The organism is Pseudomonas sp. HLT2-19-2 (assembly GCF_054898005.1).
Map to the genome: position 1 here is coordinate 1,216,629 of NZ_CM142712.1, position 22,966 is coordinate 1,239,594.

The following is a 22,966-nucleotide window of genomic DNA, read 5'->3' on the forward strand; positions in this document are numbered from 1 at the left end:
ATGAAAGACGATTTGATCGATGACAGCGGGTTTGAACTGGGATTGCCCTCTCGCGAGGAAATGCTCAAGCACCAGTGTGATCTGCTGTGCTCTGAACTGGACGTTACCCGGCGGGACCTTAGGCAGGCCCACAAGAACCTTGCCGTGGCGCGACTGCTCTAAGGAGCTGGCAGCATTGAAGCTGGAGCATGAGCGCCTGCGATGGACGCTGAGCGATATGTACCGGAGGGAGAGCGAACGGGAAACGGCGAGGATGGGCTATGCCTACGGAGACTACGAAAAGAAGTGAGCATTTCTGCCCACTAAAACGATCAGCAACCCCCCTTCTATATATAGAAAGAATTTGTGATAGCGCTCGTTTCCGCAAAAAAACGCTCTGAATGGCGAAAACAGTGTCGCGCGATCCACACCGGCGAATTCGTGGTCTGCACGTGAATTTCCTCTTTCACACACAATTTACGCACAGGTTTATCCACAGGCAGTACGTTGCAACACCCCCTCAAAACGCACTATCTTGTATGCCGCCTCCCTGCGAAACCCTACATGTTGGGGTTTACGCGCCTTGAAACCCTCGATTTCCCTACAAATACTCTTTTACCGGAGAGAATGGCTGCACCTGAAAAACGGCCTTAGAGGGTGTAATTAAGGGCCTATTCAGGCTCCTATGAGGCCCTCAGGAGCGTTTTGACATAATTACGAAGGGCGACGGGGCGGCCAAGCAAAGAAAGTTGCCCAGAATGGATCATGGGGGCTTGCCGCCCCATCTTAAAATCGATTACACTTTCTCCAGACGCAAAAAAACCGCCCATGGGGGCGGTTCTGTTGAAGATGTCTACGAGTAGCCACGTATCGTTTTAGCGGACAAAAACGTGACCACTCGCCCTCTTTCGCATGCGTTTAGCACGGTTCAAGAGAAGGACGCCATTAGATCTAATTGATGCCACTGCGTCAATTGTCGATTGATCGGTGGTCGTTTCTGGATACGTGCGATTAACTCACACGCATAAGGAATGACCATATGCAAAGCTTTGAACGCACCACCGCTGGCAAGAAAACCATCCCTGTCCGTCAGTATCGCCGGTTCCGTTTCGGCGAATGGGAGGATGTTTGCCATCACCACCGTAGTCCGCCTCGTTAAGGCGTAGCGACAAGCCACCAAGCTTTCGCTGATTTGGTGGTTCCTCTCTGATCGACCAAGTTCGTCCCGCCGAACTCCCCGCTTATCTCACGATTGCCTTAACCGCATAATGGCATCCGTGACCGCTGATGCGTTCGTGTCCAGTGTTCCCATGGCTGCCATTGCGTTAGCGGCAACACACCCCACACCGTTTTCTGAGAGCCACTTGGTGATCTCTTCTAGAGCAGCACTTAGGGCGTGCTGGTTGTGCAGGAGCAACGTTAGAGCGTCCGCAGTGGCGATGTTGGCTTCTGAGTTATCTGACATGGGTATCGTCCTTGAGTGGTGATGCGGGAATCCTAGTTCAACTTGCCGCTGGCTGGAGCCACTTCTCCAGATCGGCTGACGCCTGGGTAATTGCACTGACTTGACCACCCATTTGCAATCGACTGACCAGCCATTTGCATCGGGCTTGACCAGCACACTTAGCCACCATGACCGGCAGTGAACGGCCAGAAGCGGACAGACACGAAACGGTCATCGATTAAGAAGGGAATACCTGATGAAGAAGCTTCAGATCAAGCTGAAATGGGAGTGGAAGGTGGAAGTGTAGGATTTGGAAACAAATGCGCCATTTCGGAAATTAATGCGACAAAGCAGCCAACGATTGAGGTGTCCGAGAAAACCTCTTCTCTCTTTTGAACGCCATCCCCGACCGTCTCGCCAAGCGTATCTGCTAATGCTCCCACCTAGATTGGCAATGCTTCAATATTGCGACGCTACCGGTTGGTGTGGGTATGCTATTCCTTGCCATTCATTCGTACGATCGCCCAAATAACCTCCATGGGCGCAGAAACAGGACGTTTACATGCCGGCGGAAACATGTTCACTGGCTCGAGTCGTTTTCGAGTGCTTTCAACTCAATAGCAATGCCCCCAAGTTCTTCGGTTTCTCAGAGTTCATCGCAGGCTTGGCATTGATGGTGCTGGCTTGGACCATCGCCGATGCGCGCTATAGGTTCCGCATTGCAACTGCAATCTTGCCCTTGAGAGGCCTAACCCTGCTCGTCACCTTCAGCGTAGGCGTCCTAACTCTGCTGACCGACCTCTGGCGGGCCAAGCAAGGTTGGGTTCCCGTTGGTCCCCTGTTTACTCCCGAATCATGGCAGTTCTGTCTGGGCGCCATGTTGATTTTTACCTTGTTCACTTGGCTGTGGTTCGCGTTCATCCGCCCGACCACATTTAATCGTTGGAATGCTAGACACTACTTCTCCGCCGTGGACTCTTGCATTTTGCGTGGAGCATCGACTGAGCTGGGGATCGTAGCCGATGAGCTGGCGAGGTCCGCCGACAGTATCGTCCGGCATGCCACGGAGCCCCTCCGCGATGGTGAAACTCTCGACGCCGATCAACTTGGAATAACGGAAACCTTGGCCAACCGGTTGTTAATTGCCATTGGCAGCCCGAAGTTTTGCCGGGCAACCGTGGAACACGCCCCGGGGTTAATCTACGACCTGTTCAGTGCGATCAGCCGACAAGGCAAGCATCACGTATGCATCGAGATCTTCGCCAAGAATATCGTGACCGCCGCGATCGACAACCGAGGCTCATTCCTCTACAACGAAACGGATTATTACGAGTCGGGCTTGGAGGGCCTCACAAAACCAATCACATCTGCGCTGTGCGAGGATCCCCGGCTGATTCAACACATAGACACGCTGCTCTCCCCCACATATTCACGACGAGCGCCTTGGGATATTGATCAATGGCGAGCTTATTTCCGCTTGGTACTAAAAGCGTTTACCAGCCATGTCGGAAGCAATGCCCCTTCACGACCTATGGCGCTGCACTGGGCCATGCGCAATATCAGATCGATCTTCGATGACCTGAATGAAGACCTACAATTGACCCGACTGAAGATTCACGATGACCTCTATCTGCGCATGACGGCAATAGGGGATCTCATAAAAGACATGGTTTCCTGTCTAGATGAGCGGGAATCAAATGGGCTGTCTGTACCATCCCACACCATTGAAGACGTTGTGAGGCTGATCTGTTCACTTATCAAAGCCGCCTCTAGCGTACGAAAGCCACGGATTATCGCTCGGCGCATCCAACATGAACTCGTTTGGCAATCGATACTGAACTCCCACATGCTTAGGACTACCATCGGCCGGCAAATCCAGCAGCAAGTCCACGAATGGTTGGAGCGGAAGGTGTACCAGTGCCCCGACATGGATAGCGTCTTGCTACTGGGCTACTGCTTGAACGTCCTTGGCCTTCGCCTAGGCGAAAAAGATCAGGTGTACGGCTCTTCCTGGCGTGAGTTACACATACGCCTGCTCGAGTGGACAAAGGCGAATATCGCCACGCTGCTAACCCGCTATCCGACAATGGAGCATTATTGCTTCGTGGAGGACATGCGTTACGACCGCGAATATTGTCGATTGGAATTGGCCTATCAACCTGATGAGCTGGGCAGGACGTCTTTCACGTACTTCGCGGTGAACCCCTGCCATGAAAAAGCCCCGACCGCATGCTGACAACGGGGTCTGCAATGGTTCGAGGATAGCCTGAAGTAGCAGTGTCTCAATGATCCGGTCTTCCCGTTTAAGTCACAGGCACGCAGCTTGCTATCGATGGCCAAGTTGAAGAGCGCCAAATCACGCGTCTTCTCAGCAAGCTGAAGTCTTACGCGGATGGCCCAGATATCTCTGACTCGAAGCGGGGCTTTCTGCCCAACAAGCTTTCCCTTGTTCCAAGGCTGATGGCTGTATAGCAAGAGCGTTCATGGCTCGTCCTCCACGTTGAGGAAGGACAAGGGTGGATCAGTCTCAATGGCTGGTGGTCGTTTTCCGACCCAAAGCTACCAGTGATGGTAGGCCAAAACGACCCAAAGCGGTCGTTCGCGGACGTCCGCAACCGGCCCAGACTGTGTAAAAACGCAGGCCTAGTTTTGAAGTCTGCGTCGCTACGTAAAATCTGACAGCGATTGGCAGATCAGTTTGGTCCTGAAATTTGCGTAGGAACCCGGTTTTCGTTCCGATTCGGACCTTCAAACCTGCTCTAAAACGTTTATACACAGCCTGGGCCATTAGCAGCCGGTCGGAGGTGTCTACTAAATCAAGGGCGACTCATACCGTAGAATTCACTCGCTCACATCCTCAGTTTTACCGCCGCCCTGGATGACGGTTCTTTGGTGTGAGCGAGCAGCCAGCTTGCTTCAGCCCGCAACGCAGGCATCTACCTAAGGCTTGACTCGGTCCCATTGACACTCTTTCAACCTGTCTGCGTCAGTTCCGCTGTCTTTTCGCATGTCGATGTTGCCATCTGCGTCTAGGTAGATGTCGGTGTTGGGCCACTTCGGCGAGATGCTGATGCAATGATTACGCCCTTCTTTTTTGCTCCACCACGAAAATTCTATGAAGAATTCGTCGCCTGGGAAGAGCACCCCATTATCAACCGCACCGCCTCCAGGAAGCATTCCACCTTTGTAAATCCGGTCATGGACATTCCAGATGTACCGGAGCTCATCTCGCCCAGCTTTAGAGTAGTGAACATTCACGGTCGGCAAAGCTATGTCCCAGTGAGTGAACATTACATACAACACAGGTATCCACAGTATCCGCTTGTACCACGTCCGACGCTTACTGGCATTTATGGGCACGGATTCCATCCCCCCAGTTCGCTGGTGGTACGGCTAAAACTTCATCCATGATCATCTTCGCGGTTACTTCCCCTGTGGGATGCTGTTTGGCGAGCTTCATCCCAATTTCAATGGAAACCCTATCGGCAACGTCGTCCCATGATCGCGGTTCAGTCCATGGACTCGCCGTAGTATGTGGACCGGGATGCACTCTCTCCGCTTCAGGCTTGCTCATCTCGCCGGCTTTGGTAGCGGCGTCAGACAAAAATTGTGCAGCCCCTGCGCCATCCAGTAGCTCGCTCTCTGACAAGCCTCCTATGATTCCAACGTATCCATAGTGGATGTTCGACCAGATGTCGTAAAAGTACTCGTAGGCCCCCTGTTTATGGTGCAGGCCAACAAATAGCTTACGAAGCTTCGGTTTATGATCCCAATCCATATGTGGGCCTACTTTGTTTGCCCAGATTATCCACGATGTAGCTGTGTCCCTGTATTTGTTCAGGGCACGGGCTGCTGGTCCGCCCAAGCCTGTGATTCGCGGGGGCTCCCTGTCCGGCGAAGCGGGATCATAGTTATTAAGCCTTTGCATCTCTAAGACTTCCGAACTCAATATATTTCGGTTCATCTCACCGGCAATGTAGTTGGCCAGCCCTTCTATTTCGTCAGGATGATTGCAAACGGCGGGTTCCGCCCCTGGTTCAGGCTTCGCGTCCGGTTGCTTAACAGCTGCCTTAGGATCTACAAGGGCATTTGCAGCGGTTGCCTTCTCCTTCAGTTTTGGATCAGCCAGCAGTGTGGCCATTTTCTCATCGTCCACAGTGCCGTCTGGTCGGAATGCTCCGAGCGCCATGAAGTTGATGATTGTTGCACCACCAGCATCCCCCATGACAAACCCACCGCCAACATCGCTTGACCCGGTGATGATGGTTCCGCCATGGCTGGTTGGACTGCCCAAGTGAGCCATGGGACGGCCGTTCACTTGAATGGAAGGAAAGCCGGTCGTGATAACAGCGCCACACCCACAGGTATCGCCTACGCGTGCAGAACCCATGAAGTTGATGTTCGTGTCAGCGGAGGCAGTGGCAATCGGGGTAATACCGTGTCCCGGTAATGGGCAGACATGTTTGTCACCCAATCGAGCAGAGGAAATCATTCGTCGTCCTTGTCGTGCATAAAAAGCCCCCGTCGGTGGAGGCGTAGATCATTTTGCAGGCGCCGCGAGGTTAACGCATGTGATGGTGAGCGGTCTGTAAGAAAGATCTGAACTTGTGTGTCACTCCATACGACGGGCGTCTCTGGGCCAAGTGGATGGTCGTCCTAGGCCCGCTATCGGCCGAGGCTGTGTAAAAACGTTTTTCAACGCGATTGGAGCCCAGTGTTGGAGTGAAAATCGCGTTTCTACGCAAAATCCAGATCGGCTGAGCAGTCGATAATTTTCAGATTTCGCATAGACGCGCAAACTTCAATTTTGACGAAGCGTTTTTACACACTCTGGGCCAGAAGCGGACGTCACGCTGTGAAAAATAAATGCGCCCCCCGTCCTTGCTTCTTTTTGCTTGATAGCCATTCGCCATTTTGCGCGTTTGCCACATGACTCATCGTCTACTAGCATCAAGTACGCAATGAAGCCCCGCAGGCTGGACGCCAGTTGTTCTCCTCACTGCTGGAATTGACGGAATTTCAGTGAGCGTTTGCTGGTTGACGACAGAGTCCCACCATACCGGGCCGTAATGTTCGGCCCGATATGGTGGGACTGCAGCTGCCCTGAGCAGCCCGACGAGCCGCGCCGGGTGGGCAGTACTCTGCTGGCTGTTGGACATCTGCTATCCATCAACCCCAGGAGACCATCATGCCCATTCAAGCTCCTCTGAGAAAGAATTCCGAAGATCCATACGTCACCATTGCGCAGCAGCAGCTTATTGCGCTGGGGTATGGCCTACCGCGCTTTGGTGTCGACGGTGTGTTGGGCGATGAGACCCTGTCCGCTTACGGCGCCTTCCTGGTATCACAGGGGCTCCGTGCACCTACGGACGAGCATCCGAATTCCATCACGCCTGCTGGCGCCGCAGCCCTCGACATGGCTTTTAAGGCTCTGGACCAAGGTGGGTCCGAAGCGAACATTGTCGATGAGCGAGCCAACCACCCGCATGCGGGACGCTCGGTAGACACGCCGTACCGGCTCTGGTCGAAGATCACGGCCGTGGTCCTGCATCAGACGGCGACCAACCTTGGCGAAAAGCCCGCGAGGTGGCATAGCGTACCCATTCACTTCTGCATCACCCGGGCTGGCAAGGTCATTCAGCTCTATGACCTGACTGAAGTTTGCAACCACGCCAACGGACTCAACCAGCCCAGTGTCGGCATAGAGATAGATGGGTGGTATGCAGGTATCGAGGGGCAGCCCAAAACGCTGTGGCAACCCAAGACCAAGAAGCTGGCCACTCCTAGGCAACCCATGAATCTGCCCACTGTACAGGCTGAAGCTGCCAAGGCGACCGTGCAGTGGATCGTGAACACAGTGGCGGCTAATGGCGGAAAGGTGACCCACATTCATCCACACCGGCAATCCAGCAAGGATCGACAGTCTGATCCGGGCTCACTGATCTGGCAGACCGTAGGCTTGTGGGCCCAAAACACATTGGGGCTGTCTGACGGAGGAGCAGCATTCACCGTGGGTAATGGGCGGACTATTCCCGAGGCCTGGGATGTCCGGTACTCGGGCAATCGCTATTGACCTCACTACTCCCAGAGAAACGCAGGAAGCTACGCATGCACAGCATGACAGGTACCCCCTACCTATAGTGACCTTGCGCCCATTTAATAGAATGCAGGGAAGTCAAAATGAAATTCGAGCGGAGAGTCGTCCTTTTTACTGGAGTCGGAATTATCTGCCTTGTTGCCTATCTGCTCCTACGAGGTGAGCCGATCACGGATACAACATTGGCACAGGCGTTGCGGATTATTCTTGCCCTAGCAGTTGCTGTTTTAGGTGGCGGAGTTGTAGGCGAAAGTCTTAGGCTCAAATTCGATGGCCTTGGATTTGCCATAAGGGCTGCTGGAGCAGCTGCACTTTTCGTTATCTGCTTCTTTAGTGCCCCGGAAATCGAACAGCTAAATCTACGTACCGCCAATGTCAGAGTAGAGAAAATCAAGCAAATCGATTTCCGCTCACAGGCATCCCCAGAAAAAGACGACGAAACGAGGCTTGCGTCCCCAGTCTACGTCACGGTCCCGATAAGTCTATCGAACGAAGCGCAACCAGCACTAAATGCATTCGTACGAAACTCCAAAGTACAGTTCAAGCTCAATGGGAAAGACTACGTGTACGACTGGAGAAACTTCGTCGTCATGCACGAAGAAAGGTACGGACTCTGGCTTGGCATAGTGGGTGACGCCTCACAGTTCCAGGTAGCGTCAGGATCAGCGGAATATAGAGAGATCCTACACAGCAACGACTCAGCATTGACCTGGGGAGATTTCCTTAACACCATCAAGACCACCAACAATCAAAAGATAAAAATAGACATAACAATAAACATTGACGATAAGGAAGCGACCAGCACCTGTGAAGTGGCTATTTCTGAATGGTCTTCCAAGGTCCAAGACTTTATTTCCAACCAGGGAAAGTCTCCGGGGCGCGTAACAATGCCATGCGTATAAAAGGTGGGAGATAACAATGAAACTCGAAAGAATCACTCTCGGCGTGTTTCTGTTATGCGGCTTTGCACATGCTGATGACGCCATTATGGCTCCCAGAACCTTCGATAATTATGAAAGGCCGATATTTAGTCCATCTTGGCGATACCCGAGTTCGGCGGAGATTAAGCCCGCCACATCGCCGACGCCGACGCCGACGCCCCCCAGTCTTGCGCCATCTCCAAGCTTTCCTACCATTCCTCCTATTTCTCCCTGCTCTGCTACTGCTAGTTGCGCCCCGGGCGTGGGTCTTGAGAGCGGCGTGACAATCAGGTCGCAGGACCAGTTACAACAAATTGACTGAGGCGTTCAGCAGTAAGCCTTAGCTACTACCCAGTCAATACTGTAGGTGTATATGACTGCAGACCTTAACTTGGTCCTCCCCAAGATTCGGGTAGGGCTTTATTAACATTAAAGCGTTTTAGGGCTGATCAACTACCGATACGCCTGGCTGAGTCGAACGATGAGAGATCTTAGTCTCGGAGTTCGTTATGTCTTTAAGTTGCCAGACCTTCCAAAAGTGCCAGGGCCAATCTCAATCCAAAGCGGATTGTGGGTTATGAACCGTTTGAGACAGGCTTCGAAGCACATGGCGTATCGCACGTGTGGCAAAAAGTTATAGGTGCTATACATGAAGCGCTAGCCCCAAAAGAACAACCAGAACTCTGTCAAGTCAAAGGGACTTTGGAATAATGAACACTCGCGCGATTGCTCTCTCTATCCTCGTGGCATTGAGTTTCTCCGGATGTGCTTTTTACCCGGTCCTGAAGAGCCAGCAGGATTTCAAGCCTGCAACTACTGCGGGGATCCCGTGCAATACCCAACACTACGCAGAAGCCATGCAGTGTGCTGCAACCTTGGACGGTGAATTATCGGAACTGACGAAGGGGGTGCACGAGTACAACTTGTTCAGCTCCTACTCGGCTTGGTTCCTTGGCGCGATTACCGGCGGTGTGTTGGCCTTTGACGGCGGCGAGGACGTCCTAAAAGGCCTAGCTGTAGCCGTGGGGAGCTTGGTAGGGCTCAATGCGGTGGTGAAGCCTGAGGATCAGCGAAAGATTGCTTCGGCCGCTCAGAAGGAACTAAGTTGCATCGTTTCCGTCGCTGAAGCAGTTCATAAAGCGCAGGGCGATGCGAGTTTGAAGGGCGTAGCAGCGCAAAGCCAGACTGCTATTCAAGGGATTGCTGCTGCACGTGCGGAGGTCATGACATCGTTCATTGATGTCGGAAAAACCAAGGCTGCCTTAAATGCCCAAGAGGTCTTAAACCTCTTCAAGGCTCAGGAACAGGACCAACAGTACATGGTCATGGCAAAGACTGCTCGAGATGTTGCTGACTCAATTGGATCTGAGACAGAGATTGGCGGCAAGCTTTCCAAAGCGGTTCTAAACCTTCGCCAACGTGTGATAGATCAGCTCACGGCAAACTCAACGATCAATGAGGATGCAGCCAACAAGCAGAGAAACTTGATTGTTGGAATGGCCGGTGAAACCGTTAAGAAAAGGGCTGATTTGAAGAAGCAGCAAGAAGCGGCGTCTGTAAGCGGGGACGCGTCCCATGAGTTAGCGATCAAAGCAGCAAATGCGGCGTCGACAGGGACTGTCAGTATCGATGTTGCACTGTCGGATTGCGTCGATCCTTCAACGATTGAGGCGCTGAAGAAATAGGTCAGATGAAGGCCTGAGGCCGGGAGTCTGTAGTGCAGAACTACCTCGAAGCAGGGCTCCTTAGCATATCAATGACTTTTATTGGTCGTTCTCTGTCGGTCGTAAGCCACCCTTTGAAATCCACTGATACCCAAACTTTTCAAAATCGGCACCTACCCAGGATCGAATATCGCCCTTGAATCCGTGACGAAATATCAACGAGGTATCTGGCAGAACGGCAGATTTCCCGCACAGGGTGGGTCGAGGTTAAGAGCATCTGCCGTGCCACCCCGCTATCAGCGGCTACAATCCTCGAATATCGAGTACAAGAGAAAAGCCCCGCCAAGTGCGCAATGCTGTTCACTTAAGCGGAGCAGCTTTGCGGTTAACCGGATACCGGGTTTTTGACATCTTCACCGCCCTGGGCCTCGCCGGTCTGGGGCGTTTTGTTATGAAAAGCACACCGATGCTGCCGCGAAGCTCTTCCAGACGTCTTGGTGTGTGTGACGGCGACACTGCTCCAGCCATGACGACGAGATGGCTGGCGATGTGCCGACAGGCAAACTTGAAACTCACTTCGCTCGGCGCTCGCTTATGAGCAACCGCCGCCTGGCTGGCTTCCCGACGTACCACGTTGTAAGCCAGTAACAGTCCCCACAACTCTTGATACACCAGATCCACGGTCTTGCTGCGCAGGGTCAAGGCATTGTCTTGCATCGAGCTTTTGATATCCCTGAAGCCCAGCTCTATTTCCCATCGCTCGTGATAAAGGCTGGCGATCTGTTCGGCGCTGAAGTGTGAGGCCGGCAGCGAGGTGAAGACGGTTTTTTCTTTCCCTTCGACTTCATAGGTGACGGCCCGTACTTGCCAGTACTCAGGCAAAAGTGGGTTCTTCTTGCGTGCCTGCGGCGAGACTTTCATCTGTACCAGGTAATCACCATCGCCGTAGTGTTCAATCTCTGTACGAACCGTACCTTTGCGCTCCGGGATCATCCAATGCCGGTTTCTCTCAGTACTTTGGATGCTCAACAACAAGTCTGCACTGAAAAAACCTTTGTCCAGCAGTGTCACCGAATGATTGGGTATGGTCTCGACGAAGTCCTTGGCCAGCGGGATTTCGCCCTTGCGGTAAGGGCTGATAGCCGCATTGGCGATGATGTGAGAGCGGGCGTTCATCAGCGCAACAAGGCGCAGCACCGGATAGGGAGTTTGACGCTCGGAGGAGGTATTGCCGGAGCCAAAATGTTCGCGCAATGATGACGTTTCCGGGGTTCGAAACAAGGCACCGTCGACGGCAAAAACCTGAAGGCCGTGCCAGTCGTCTTGCGGGTAGCGCTCGTATCCCCAGGTATTGGCGCACTGCTGAAACAGCCAGGCCACGGGCTGGTTACCCAGGCGCTGGCGCGCCTGAGACAGGCCGCTTTTGGCCAAAAGCACTTCATTGGCAAGGCCGTCGGCACAGATATTGAGTCGGCGAGCGACCTCAACTATTGGCTCTCCTCTGAAAAGCGCCATCCCCACTACCAGCCAAAGGACCATGTCCGAAGGCAGGCGTCGACGTCGGATAGTCGCTTTGTCCGCCAGAGCGGCCGCAGCGGTGATCCAATCCTGAGGAATGTGATCGGTGAACACCCCAAGGCGTGAGAGTGGCTGTTCAGCGAAGTCCAGAACAGCGCTTAAATCCTGAGCAACAGACATAAAAAATCCGGAATCCTTATCAGATTCCGGATTTTCCTGCTGTCTGAGAATTAGTCAACAATCCTTAAGTGAACAGCATTGCGCCAAGTGCGGGGCTTACAGAGTGGGTTAGGCCTTGTTCCAGTGTCGCTTGACGGTGGCAATACCGATTTTAAGGACAGCTGCTACCTCTGCCTGCGTCATATTCAATGCCTTGTGATGAAACACTGCTTTTGTGGTGCCCTTTGCCTCTGGTCTTCCCAGCTTTTTACCTTCGGCCTTTGCTCGCTTCAAGCCCGACTGCGTACGTTCGATCAGCAGGTCACGTTCAAACTCTGCCACGGCACCCAGCACCTGCATGGTCATCTTGCCTGCCGCACTGGTTAGGTCCACGCCGCCAAGGGCGAGGCAGTGCACATGAATGTAGCAAGTAGCCAAATGCTTGACGGTCTGAAGTGTAGTTGTTTAGCTCATAGGCGGACCCTTCCGGCCAGTGGTGCGTGTCAGCTCTAGGAATATCGCATCCGTTGAACTTCGAAAGGGCCATCGTCGACTAAAGCCTGGCTTTCATTAGCGAGGCGCCACAGTCGGAAGCTGCCTTCGGTGCCTGCCTTGCCGACCATGTAAACTCGACCATAGGTGATGTGGTGAGCCCCTGCTTTTGATTTTTCATACTGCTGGAGATGTGGGCCTTTGACCTCGCTCAGTGCGACACCAGCTCCTTCAGTACGCTCGGTCACGCCGACGACAAAATCGGGAAAGTAGCCAACACCATCAGCCCAACCGTACAAGGCGACCGAAAAGGGCTTCTTAACTGGGTTGCGGTGCCACCACAATACTTGCTCCGAGGTATCGAGCATCTCAGCAAACTCCCGCTCCTGCGGGCGCAGGTCGTCAGGAAATACACCATAGAGGTTTCGTACAGCCGGCTCCAATGGGAGCGTCGAGGAGACCGATGCCGGAAGCGGCACGATTGCCGTACCGACCTGCTCTGCCCTTAGTCGCTTGTGGGCGTCACGAATGAGTTTATCGTTACGAACCAGCACTAGCTCCAATTGCCTGGTTAGTTCCTCTTCGCTATCCGGTGGCTCATGCCCTTCACTTACCAGCACTTCTCGGAAGCGATTGCGCAGTGCCTGAAGTAGCTCACGTCGGTCAACATCCTCGAATTTGAAAGCGATCTGACGAGCCCGATGAGCGATGGCGACCGAAGACACCGTTGCCCATACATCCTTGTCTTCGGGGGTGGTACCGGTCATGAACAAGTCGGTCACGCGCTCAGTAACCCTCGATCGCACCTTCAATCTATCGCCAAGTACACGAGAAAAGTCGATATGCTGGGCAAGCCTTAGCTCAAAGTCTTCAGGCAAAGCAGGAAGGATTTCTGTCAGGAAAGACCGTGGGCCCGTTGATCTGAGTGAGTAGCTGAACCCGGCTGATTCGGCCTCAAGTTGGAACGCCCGAGCCAACGGGGACGTCTCCGCATATCCATGGGCTAGCCTCGGATGCAGTGGGTCAGCGGGAGCCTCATTGCCCCCTGCGGAGGTTGTATTGATGGGAGTGGCCAATACCTGAAACAAATCAGCCTGCTCGCTCTGGACGGGTAGGAGTTTTCCTATTGGTACGGGCGTCTCAGAGGCGCTACCGGAAGGCTCGTCGACATTTGCTGTCAGTAGGGGTGTTTCCGAGACGTACTGATTCGCGAGAAGAGAGAAAGTCTGCCCGGTCTTAGCTACTTGCACGCTAGCCTGTCCGCCAATGATGGTGACGACAGTGGCCGGCGAAGCAGCCGCCAGTTGGTCTGGGAGCTGGTTGATTTGCGCTGCAGCATTGAGCAATCCTTCCTGTGCCTCACCGTTGGCCAGAAAGACATAGCCATAATGCAATAACGGGGGGACTTCATCGAGCCTGCCTTGAAGGAGCCGGTGTACTCTCATAATGCGCCCGACCACTTGGATACCGAAGTTTGCGTCGCGAGCTCCACGAAGCGCGGCGAGGGTAAATGCCCTAGGTGCGTCGAAACCGGTTGCAATGGCCATTTTGAACAGGATGACTTCAACCTGCGGGTCATCTGCAAGTGCAGATAAGTTCGGATCTGGCTCGTCTGAGGTGTGGCTTCGAACGGCAGTCTCGGGGAAGCGCAAAGTATTCACTAAATAGCTCTTTGCTTTCTCCAGCATTTGGCCGCCATTCGGTACTTGCACCAGCATTAACGGGGTCAGGCCAACACCTATGTCAGCCAAGGTCTTTTTGATAAGTCGGTGCATGGCAGCCGCCTCTGACAGAGCGACCTCTTCGAAGGCGAGTAATTGCGCGTCGTCCTGGTTCTGGGCTATGAATCGCGCGGCCTTCACGCTCTTCTTGAGAAGCTGCGCGTCTACGCCTTCTACACGCGTGACGGACGCCCACTCGTTAGGGCCTCCGATTCGGTAGCCCGTCTGCTGGGCAAACTTGGCTGCATCAGTATCGCGTGGCGTAGCGGTCATTAGTAGAACGTAATCTGGGGACATGACTTCGGCGAAAAAGCGCCCGGCTTCTGTGGCACGAACAAACCCGTGATGGGCTTCGTCGACAACAACCCCAATGCGAAACCCCGCGTGTCTGGCCGCTTTAATCAGATCGTCAACTGCCATTCCAACGTCGCCAGTTTGTCGAACTATTCGGGAGTCGCGAGACCGAGCCGCTACTGTCTGCCAGCTCAAGACGAAGACAGCGCCAGGCGTAAGCTTCTCGACCTGCCGGTCGGTGTCGATATCCAATTGCACGAGACTTGGGGCTTGTCGTTTGAGCGATCCTTTTGCTTGGGAGAGAACTCCTGTGAAAGGCGCAAACCAGAACCAGAGCACACGGTCCATCGGCGAAAACCTCGCCATGAACTCGCAAGCCATCAAAGTTTTGCCAATTCCGGTAGGTGCTTGCAGTAGTACGCAAGCACCATCGCGGCGAAGCCTCGCAAGTTCCGCCATATCTGGCGTCGAACCAAGCGCATCGTAACTGGACTTAAGAGCAGTAAACCGGTCGACCAGCACGTCGATGTGACGGTTCTGGAATTGCATCGGAATGGTTCGACTCACGATTGTTCTTCCTTGTCATGAGTGGCTGGCAAATCCCAGGCCTCTGTTTGGGGTGGCTCGGGCTCTCGAGCCTGTGCATTGCCTTGTCGGAAGGCGCGCTGAAGATCCTGCGGGACGGCCACATAGCTTGCATTGGTATCTATTCCGACCAGGGCTTCCTGCACCGCCTGGACAGCCCAGCTGAGTACTACGGCAGGGCCTTTATGATGGACTAGTGCCGCGCTAAGCGCCGCCACTGTTGAAGGCTTTGTGTTTGCGCAATAGGCGACTAGGTGATTGCCATTTAGGGATGTAGAAAGTCCTTGTTGTGCAGGGCTAAGAGCATGCCCGCTAGCTTGTAGCGCGAACGTCCACACCATTGAGTCCGAGAGCTGTTCCTCAAATCGGTGCATCGGGACTGGTGACGCCTTCACATACGCGAATGATCCTCCGAGCGGCTCAACGGCTCCTGTTTTTTCTGAGGAGTAACCTTCGATTGCTTTGCGAATACGAGTAGCGCAAATGTCGCGACAAAGGTTCTTGTCAGGGTTGTCGACAGTCGATTCACGGCTGGAAACCATTACGAACCGTCGCTTGCCGCCGTCAGCATTGTTCATTCGGAGCAGTGCATGGGCTGTGGTGCCTGAGCCTGCGAAGAAATCAAGTACCTTGGCATCTTTTTCTGGTGCGCAGATTTGCAGGACGCGTTCCATCAGTCGGGTGGGCTTCGGAGTATCAAATGCCGTTTGGGTGCCGAAGATGTTCTGAATCTCTTTGCGTGCCTCATCGGTATGGCCAACTTCTTCGTGGGGCCACCAAGTCCATGGTGTCATGCCATCAATATCTTCCAGGAACTGCATCCGGCTCGGCATCGCATTGCCGTCCTTGCCGAAGTAAATGAGCCCTTGTGCCAGAAGCTCCTCGTATTTTGATTTGATAACTTTCCAGCAGCCTCCCTCGGGTGGGCTAAACACCTTACCTGTGCTGGGCGACGTAATCTCGTACATCTGATTTGGTCGGAAGCCCTGTGCTGAGAGCGATACGGCTCGCCACTTACCTCGAGGATGCCCTGTATCCCTGTAAACTGCTTTTTGTTTATCGCCTAGGGTCAGCTTGCCTCTCCGTTGCTTGAAGGCGTCAGGATTAGGCGAATATATCAATAGGTATTCGTGAGCGTCGCCGATGGCGCTTCGGTTTTCACGGCTGTAGCGTTTTTGCCAGATGCAGTTAGCCAAGAAGCTGCGTTCACCAAATACTTGGTTCATGAGCAATCCCATGTTGAAGAGCTCGTTGTCGTCGATGCTGACGACGATAGCGCCGTCTTCCCGCAGCAGCGCCTTAGCCAATACCAGGCGCTGATAGATGAACTCCAGCCAGGTACTGTGCCTGTAGCGGTTTCGAGGGTCGAAGAAGTGGTCGTTGTAAACGAAATCTTTGTTACCCGTGTTGTACGGAACGTCGATGTAAATGAGGTGAAACTGCTCCGCGTGGGTGGTCGCTAGGTGTCTCAGTGCGTCGTAATTATCGCCTTCAATGACGAGGTCTTCCCACGGACCTGCACCGCAGGAATATTCAGGTACAAGCTCGAAACCAACAAAATCTCGGTTCAGCGCGTTGTCTCGTTCGATGCTCTGACGCTCCCAATGCAGGCCGTAGTGGGCTTGTACATCACGACGTTTGAGCACTTCGATGAGCTGCTCTTTTGTCAAGGCGGAATAGTCTAAGGCGCTCAAGCTTTCCTCTGGTTTCTAGTTGTGGGCATGTGACGCTCCTGGCGTCCAGGCCGAGGCCGTGCAGTTCACAGCAGTAGCTGATGAGCTTCTCGACGGAACAGACTTTCGACTGAGCGTCAGGGCAGCGCCTGTGCCTAATGAATAGGGGGAAGCTAACCGGTGGATAGCTTGTCTGGTACGTCCATGGGGAGCGAAGAGAAGGCTCTACTTAATCGGCGCATTATGATGTATTGAACCGGATGGCGATAGCAGGTTGCTGCAGCCGGAATCGGCAAACATACGATGAGCGACTAGGCGTTGAGACAGCAGATCGACTTGACGTGGGTTGTAGAATTTCCTTTCCTAAAAGACATCCTCAAGCCAAAAAGCTAAGGCGGACTCACAGATATCCACACCAAAGGACGTAGTCGAATATCGGGTATTTTCCCAATCAGTTGCTACCTGAAATTTTCATAATCGACCTTTGCCCCTGGCCGAGTATCACTTGTGAATCTGTGGCGGAATATCGCTGTGGCATCTGGCAGAATGGTGAAAATCCTATTCAGGATGGGTCGGACCTTGATGCCACTACCGTGCCACCTCGCTGTCAGCGGCTACAAATTCAAAATATGACTGGCACGAAAAACCGCCCGTAGCGGCTGATGTCACGCTGGTGGGGCTTACAGAGTCAGCTCCCTCTTGATGCGGTACACGGTAGCAATTCCCACGTCCGCGATCTTGGCGATTTCTTCCACGGTGTTGCCATTCCGCTTAAGCAAGCCTGCTACCTTGTCCCACTTCGCTTGATTCCGTCCCTTGCCTGTTGGTTTCCACTCCGGCTCTGCCGCACGCTTGTTCTCCAGACCTTCCCTAATCCGCTGTACTCGCTTCTCTTGATCAAGGCGGGCCATTGTCGCCATCAGGTCTAGCAACATGCTGTTGATTACTTCCATGATTTGGCCGGTGATGCCCTTGTCCTCAACCATCATATGACTGGTGGGTAGATCGGCCACAACCAAGCGAAGTCCTTTGGCCTTGATGGTTGACTTGAGGGTGTCCCAGTCGGCTTGTGAGAGACGACTCAGGCGGTCTACTGACTCTACCAGCAGCACTTCACCCTTCTCGGCAGTGTCCAGAAGGCGCATCAGTTCAGGACGAAGGAGTTTGGTGCCGCTGATGTTCTCGGCGTACACACCGGTGATATTCAAACCCTTGTCAGCAGCGAATGATTCCAGTGCGACTTTTGCACGGTGGGCATCCTGATCCTTGGTTGATGCACGCAGGTAAAGATGAGTATTCATGACCTACTATCCTTTGCTCTAAAATTCGATAGATCAATGATAATAGAGTCGTATAGCTATCTGCAATAGTTATTTGATAGTGGTTTTGAGGGTGTTGCCGGGCTACCAGACTTGTCTACTTCATTGATAGATAGGGCCATTCCTGGCTGTTACCCCACGGCCTGGCTTAGTCGAGACGCTGATGGAAGTGCGTCCTGTTGCCCTGAAATGGTTGGTCGGAGGCTTTCCGTACTCCTATGAGATACACGAGTACAAAGTCGTTATCAGGGGAACGTCGCTTTGTACTTTATGGGGGAGTACAAGGCCGAAGCACCGATGTTCAGGTTGTACTCCACCTCAGAGTACGAACGACCCCGGCTGGGTAGCTGGTTCAGAGTTGATCCTTCATTGCCACGGAAATCACGGCAACAGGCAATAACCATATAACCTATATGGGATATAAAAGAACGGGCGATCTGCTTGATACCGATGCTTGTATCCCCCGAAAACAGGGGCTTTGGCGAGTCTAGGGTGGTGTAGGGGATGTGACCGACGCCTGCGAGGCGATAGATATTGGTTAGTTTTTGATCAGCTGCATGGAAGACCCTTCTGTAGTACTAGCCTGCTTCACATTCCTTCGAACAGAACCGAGATGCTCACACCCAAAGCATCAGCCAACACTTTGATAGCGTTGATAGATGGGTTGGCACCCCCTGTTTCAATGCGGGACATGTAGGTCCTGGCGAAGCCGCATCTGTCGGCAAACGCTTCCTGATTCATGCCCGTAGCAATACGCAGCTCGCGAACACGATGGCCGAATTGGTGTTGAAGGGCTGGAGCGGAGGGAGGTGCTGGCATTCCCCATGGTCCAGCGATGTGATCTAATCGTGAACACACTAATCGTGACATTGCGGTTGAGCGGTCAGCCCTCGCAGTGTCCTTGGAGCAGAGAAATGACCAAGCGAATCGTGGCACTACCCGCAGATAATGAAGAGATCGGCGAAAGCTTGTTCTACAACCCGTCCCTGTTCGGAGAGCTGAGTAAGCTGAACCGAACCAATCCTCACACGGCGCCAGTAATGCTGATTCTGGTGGCCGCTATCGATGACGACAGCGCTGTACAGGTCATCCTGGCAGCGGTAGCTCGGCAGTGTGGGATCACCCTGCAAGAGGTCGTGAAGGCCATTGCCGACCTTGAGGCAGCTGGATTGATCAGCTCGGTTCAGACCAGCAGCGAGCCAGGTGGAACCCTAGCCTGTGTGGTGAATCCGAATCTTGCCCGAGCAGAAAAGCCGGTCTAGTCTGACCCACTTTCCGTAGCAGGATAGAGAATTACCGATGACACCCAAGGACCAAACAGTACATGTTCCACGGTATGCGTTCGAGGCTATGGCGGCTTGTACAGCGCTGGACGAGGACAAAGTCGCAGTGATGCTGCTTCTACTGACGCGAATGGACCGTAACCGTGCTGTGAGGATCGACACGTCTCTGTTGCCTGATTTTCTTACGCTCAGAAGTGAACGGGTGGAACGTGCGATCTCAAGCCTCATCAAGAATGGCTGGGTAGATTCAGTTGATGATCGTGCGATGCGATATCGCATCCTCGATTGCGTTGTCCACCCAGCCTTCATCCACGCAGACTTCGATACGCTGATGAGGATAGTAAACACCCGCTTAACGGCGGTGGATGTTCACTAGGCGAAAACTGTCCCAAGCCCATCTCTGCACGCTAATGATCACATCTGGACGTTAACATGCGTGGGATGGGCTACTTAAAAGAATCTTGAGTCCCCCCGCTGCATTCTAATGCTCACCGTCTGGACGTTAAGGTGCTTCCCATGGGTTACTTATACGGCTTTCCTATGGACAGCCCTGCACGTTAGCGACCAGTTCATCCAGGCTCCTTATGCCGTTCGGCATGGTCAGATCAAGATCAACAGCTAGAAGCAGGGTGGTGGCTGAGCCCCTATCCACCCACTGAATAGAGTTGATAACTTACCTCACGGCAAAGGTTAATATGCTGTGACGGAACGTCACCAATTGGCTCTATAAAGGATTGTTATCTTTCCTTACGGCTATATTAAATAGTAGTGGGGCAGGGCACAAAGCCCCACAAAGCTGTTGATCTGAATTGTGCATAGTTATATGTGGCGTATACGCCACGGGATAATAACTTCTACAGTAATTTGCACAGTTAAGATCAAGATCAAGAGCCAAAAGCAGGGGGGGCTTTCTGCCCTCTTCCCCTTAACTGAATAGAGTTGTAATGGGTGTGCCTCACGGCAAAGGTTATAATCGGTGACGTTACCGTCACAAGGTAAATATAAAAGGTTAATCTCATACAGTAGCGTGTCCGGCTCTCGCCATACACTTAGTATGGTGGGCGCGAATTTCAATTTCCGGACAAATGAGAATATTTATCGTCAGACAAGCCTGTCTTCCACTTCCTTCAACCAGCCTTGAGAATGAACGAAATCTAGGAACGGGTTTATGCCTTTCGGCTCAGGGTAGTATTCCGGCTTCTCATCCTGCCAGTCACCTTCATTTACGGGCATAAGTGCGTCTGGTGTACCCGCAAGCAAGTCAGTCAGGACAAGTGAACGCTCCAGCAATAAGGCCAACGGTTCTGGCCCACCATACCCTTTGACTGCCATCTTCAGCAGGTGGTGCTCCACGGCGTACAGTTGCTTGCGTTGGGCTAGGTCAGCCGCTTCACTATCCTCTCGCCAGCGTGTGGCGTGGATTTCCATATATTGGTGCGTGTGGGCTTTAATCCTGAACATCAAGTCGGCAGCAGCAGCTTCCAGAAACTCACGCCCCGCAGTTGGTGCTTCCTCATCCACCCAGTCCATCACGAACAGGACGCTGCAATCTTCCTCTGCTGCCCGGAGTCTCACCTTTTGTTTAACCCGCTTGATGGTGCTCTGATCGTAATTGCTGACGTAGTTGCCTGTAGTGGTGTCCCACTCCGACCGGTATTCCTCATGCATGATGTTGCGTAGCTCGTAATCGCGAATGCCGTACTGCGTTTTAGCCAGCGAAAACACGCGCTCTACTGCCTTGGTTAGTGGCTTTTGAGTCTTTGCAAGGACCTTCTTCGCCTTGCGGGGCTTAGCAATTCCTTTGGTTAAGTCTTTGACTTTACGCTCTGGTAGTCCGGTCTCCTTCATGATGTTGGCGATTGACATGCCGCCTTTATAAAGCTCGACGACGGTTTCTTCTACGGGGATTGAATCGGTATTGCGTGCTGCGATAGTGCTAAGTTCCATTGTACTTCTCTTCGTTAATTAAGTTTATTTCATGGGCAAATCCTCAGTTGGTTGCCGGTTGATCAGTTCCGGAAACACGTCAACCCATATCGCAGACGACAACAGTTCGCTCTGCTCAGCGGCCTAGAGGCGTGAACGAACGAAGGGGAATATGTACTAGTGCAATGCAGTGTGGCTGGCTGGAACTTCTATGGTTCTTCATCAATGGCTAGTTTCGCGACACCAGCCATCTTCAAAGAGCGTTTTGGCTAGGACTGTTTAGAATGCGTCCTAGGGAATACCTAAGCCTTGGGTCTGCCACTTGAACGGGTAGCGGACAGGCTCCCGCTTATCCTGCCGCGTTGCCCTCTGGCAACAAACCGGCTTTGCGGAGCAACTTGCCGATGTAGATTTCACCCTTGCCAGTTACCATGGTGCGGTTGTACTGGCGCACCTTACCAGCAACCTGATACACCCGTCCCTCGACCTTGAAGTGACCGGAGTCAATGTATTGCTGGTACGGGGGATTGTCCAAGGTGCTCCGCAGCACTTTGCTCTCGCGCAGGAGTTTGAACAGTGTATGAGTGCCTACCCCGTACTTTTTTGCTACTTGTTCCATCGTCTGGCAGTTAATAGCGCTCTTTACTGCGTCATAGTACTCAACCTTCGATGCATCTTCTTCAATCTTCTGCGCCAGCCGGGCGTTATCTTCCACTAGGGCCTGTGCTTGGCCCGCCAGTGCTTGAAGGTACTTCAACGAGTTATTGAGTAGATCCTGAGCAGCGCTCTCGTGGACAGCGACATCATCCGTTACAACTTCTTTTGTCTGATAGTCAGACGGGTTTACAATGTTACTCATGTTTTACTAATGCCCTCCTGGGCGAATAGAGCGTCAGCGAATACCAACGCTAGTATGTTAGGCTGCGTCTTGGTTTTTCCAATATTGCAGTATTTCTTCGACTTCTCTTGCTTTACATTCTTTGCGGTACTCCTTGTATAGCGGCATACGTTCACGCAAGTCGTCTGCATAGAAGTACAGATCCTTGCCATTATCTAGAGCGTCAATCAACTCTTCCTCGATGAGAAATCCTTGGTAGGTTCGCTGAACCCATTCATAGTTTACTCGTTCAACGAATTTTGCTCTCTCCCGAACATCCGACTCTTTTCCGTGTCCAGGGGAATAGGAGCATGAGTGAATCATCATCGTGCTACTTTCATAGATCACCCAAACATCGGCTTGTAGGGCTATAGCCGAAGCGGCTGAAGCACATGTAAAGCCGATCTCGACTGTAATCTTTGCCTCGCACTCATCCATGCGGCGGCATAGGTAGTCGCAAGTTTCCAAGCTTCCACCGGGTGATGAGAGCCGGATATACACCTCATCCTCTTCCGTTGCGCATGCCAGGATGTTAACTAGTTCGCCATACTCGTAAATCTCACCAATAGGGCCCGTAATTGGTATGGTGTATTGGGTCGCACTTCTCGTTCTTGTAATGATGTTAGTTGGATGTCGGTTGCTCTCAAGATTAACGATTTGATTGCTGGTGTGGTATTTCATAAGTTATCTCTTTCGATTGCGGTTTTTAGGCAATGGTTGACCGTCGCCACATATGTAGCATTGTGATTGGGCTCGGTTTTTTCATTTAACTCGCGCATGGCTTGATGCATGGCGAGTTTGTTTCTTGCTATTGGTGCAGTCAATAGGGGTATGAGTTCGGGCGCTAGAGGATGGCTGGCGTGTTTCACCAGCTACCTTCTAAGAGTGCTTCGCCAAGATCGGTGCATAACGTCTTCCCCGGCTCCGCACTTTCCCATTTTGGCCTGGCTCACCAAGTGGCAATCATGATGCAGTGGTACGCATCAATTACCGCATTGGTAGTGTCAAACCAATC

General features: G+C 52.8%; 17 protein-coding genes and 2 pseudogenes. 7 read left to right on the forward strand and 12 right to left on the reverse strand.

What is annotated here, in order from left to right; all coding sequences use genetic code 11:
* Entirely contained in the window at positions 1–162 is a 162-nt protein-coding gene (locus ACYZTU_RS05605; RefSeq protein WP_461968589.1) for a hypothetical protein, read from the forward strand.
* Positions 163–1,225: 1,063 nt separating this feature from the next.
* Here the strand turns inward: ACYZTU_RS05605 and ACYZTU_RS05610 are convergent.
* Complete coding sequence (locus ACYZTU_RS05610; RefSeq protein ID WP_461968591.1) at positions 1,226–1,444, reverse strand: hypothetical protein; 219 nt, start codon at positions 1,442–1,444, stop codon at positions 1,226–1,228.
* 541 nt (positions 1,445–1,985) lie between these two features.
* Here ACYZTU_RS05610 and ACYZTU_RS05615 point away from each other — a divergent pair.
* The gene (locus ACYZTU_RS05615; RefSeq protein ID WP_461968593.1) at positions 1,986–3,659 is read left to right on the forward strand and encodes a hypothetical protein; all 1,674 of its coding nucleotides are present in this window, start codon (positions 1,986–1,988) and stop codon (positions 3,657–3,659) included.
* 68 nt (positions 3,660–3,727) lie between these two features.
* On the opposite strand, the pseudogene ACYZTU_RS05620 reads toward ACYZTU_RS05615, so the two are convergent.
* Positions 3,728–3,898: pseudogene (locus ACYZTU_RS05620) on the reverse strand (integrase); the annotation flags it as partial.
* A gap of 865 nt (positions 3,899–4,763) precedes the next feature.
* Positions 4,764–5,915, reverse strand: a complete 1,152-nt coding sequence (locus ACYZTU_RS05625) for a polymorphic toxin type 44 domain-containing protein (RefSeq protein ID WP_461968595.1) — start codon at positions 5,913–5,915, stop codon at positions 4,764–4,766.
* 696 nt (positions 5,916–6,611) lie between these two features.
* Here ACYZTU_RS05625 and ACYZTU_RS05630 point away from each other — a divergent pair.
* From ACYZTU_RS05630 to ACYZTU_RS05640, 3 genes are all read left to right on the forward strand, one after another.
* Complete coding sequence (locus ACYZTU_RS05630) at positions 6,612–7,496, forward strand: peptidoglycan recognition protein family protein (protein ID WP_461968596.1); 885 nt, start codon at positions 6,612–6,614, stop codon at positions 7,494–7,496.
* Between the two features lie 107 nt (positions 7,497–7,603).
* Entirely contained in the window at positions 7,604–8,422 is an 819-nt protein-coding gene (locus ACYZTU_RS05635; RefSeq protein WP_461968598.1) for a hypothetical protein, read from the forward strand.
* 728 nt (positions 8,423–9,150) lie between these two features.
* Entirely contained in the window at positions 9,151–10,125 is a 975-nt protein-coding gene (locus ACYZTU_RS05640) for a hypothetical protein (protein WP_461968600.1), read from the forward strand.
* A gap of 339 nt (positions 10,126–10,464) precedes the next feature.
* Here ACYZTU_RS05640 and ACYZTU_RS05645 read toward each other — a convergent pair whose 3' ends face one another.
* The 6 genes and pseudogenes from ACYZTU_RS05645 to ACYZTU_RS05670 form a co-directional block, all read right to left on the reverse strand.
* Positions 10,465–11,802: an IS4 family transposase gene (locus ACYZTU_RS05645; protein ID WP_461968601.1), complete on the reverse strand. Its 1,338-nt coding sequence runs from the start codon at positions 11,800–11,802 to the stop codon at positions 10,465–10,467.
* Positions 11,803–11,910: 108 nt separating this feature from the next.
* Positions 11,911–12,234, reverse strand: a pseudogene (locus ACYZTU_RS05650) (recombinase family protein); the annotation flags it as partial.
* Between the two features lie 56 nt (positions 12,235–12,290).
* On the reverse strand, positions 12,291–14,855 hold the full coding sequence (locus ACYZTU_RS05655; RefSeq protein ID WP_461968603.1) for a DEAD/DEAH box helicase: 2,565 nt from the start codon (positions 14,853–14,855) through the stop codon (positions 12,291–12,293).
* Positions 14,852–16,567 carry a site-specific DNA-methyltransferase gene (locus tag ACYZTU_RS05660; RefSeq protein WP_461968605.1) on the reverse strand — a complete coding sequence of 572 codons (1,716 nt, stop codon included), beginning with the start codon at positions 16,565–16,567 and terminating at the stop codon, positions 14,852–14,854. Before ACYZTU_RS05660 ends, ACYZTU_RS05655 begins: the two co-directional genes overlap by 4 nt.
* A 659-nt stretch (positions 16,568–17,226) precedes the next feature.
* Positions 17,227–17,847 (reverse strand): recombinase family protein, encoded by a 621-nt coding sequence (locus ACYZTU_RS05665; protein WP_461968607.1) that lies wholly within the window; start codon positions 17,845–17,847, stop codon positions 17,227–17,229.
* 606 nt (positions 17,848–18,453) lie between these two features.
* Positions 18,454–18,684, reverse strand: coding sequence for a helix-turn-helix domain-containing protein (locus ACYZTU_RS05670; protein ID WP_461968609.1), 231 nt, complete (start codon positions 18,682–18,684; stop codon positions 18,454–18,456).
* 95 nt (positions 18,685–18,779) lie between these two features.
* Here ACYZTU_RS05670 and ACYZTU_RS05675 point away from each other — a divergent pair, with 95 nt between their 5' ends.
* Both ACYZTU_RS05675 and ACYZTU_RS05680 read left to right on the forward strand, forming a co-directional pair.
* Entirely contained in the window at positions 18,780–19,127 is a 348-nt protein-coding gene (locus ACYZTU_RS05675) for a hypothetical protein (RefSeq protein WP_461968611.1), read from the forward strand.
* Between the two features lie 37 nt (positions 19,128–19,164).
* Positions 19,165–19,524 (forward strand): hypothetical protein, encoded by a 360-nt coding sequence (locus ACYZTU_RS05680; RefSeq protein WP_461968613.1) that lies wholly within the window; start codon positions 19,165–19,167, stop codon positions 19,522–19,524.
* Positions 19,525–20,249: 725 nt separating this feature from the next.
* On the opposite strand, the gene ACYZTU_RS05685 is transcribed toward ACYZTU_RS05680, so the two are convergent.
* The 3 genes from ACYZTU_RS05685 to ACYZTU_RS05695 all read right to left on the reverse strand — a co-directional run bounded on the left by ACYZTU_RS05685 (position 20,250) and on the right by ACYZTU_RS05695 (position 22,632).
* The gene (locus ACYZTU_RS05685) at positions 20,250–21,095 is read right to left on the reverse strand and encodes a hypothetical protein (protein ID WP_461968615.1); all 846 of its coding nucleotides are present in this window, start codon (positions 21,093–21,095) and stop codon (positions 20,250–20,252) included.
* A gap of 328 nt (positions 21,096–21,423) precedes the next feature.
* On the reverse strand, positions 21,424–21,933 hold the full coding sequence (locus ACYZTU_RS05690) for a phage antirepressor KilAC domain-containing protein (RefSeq protein WP_461968616.1): 510 nt from the start codon (positions 21,931–21,933) through the stop codon (positions 21,424–21,426).
* Positions 21,934–21,990: 57 nt separating this feature from the next.
* Positions 21,991–22,632 (reverse strand): ATP-dependent Clp protease proteolytic subunit, encoded by a 642-nt coding sequence (locus ACYZTU_RS05695; protein WP_461968618.1) that lies wholly within the window; start codon positions 22,630–22,632, stop codon positions 21,991–21,993.
* Between the last annotated feature and the right edge of the window lie 334 nt (positions 22,633–22,966).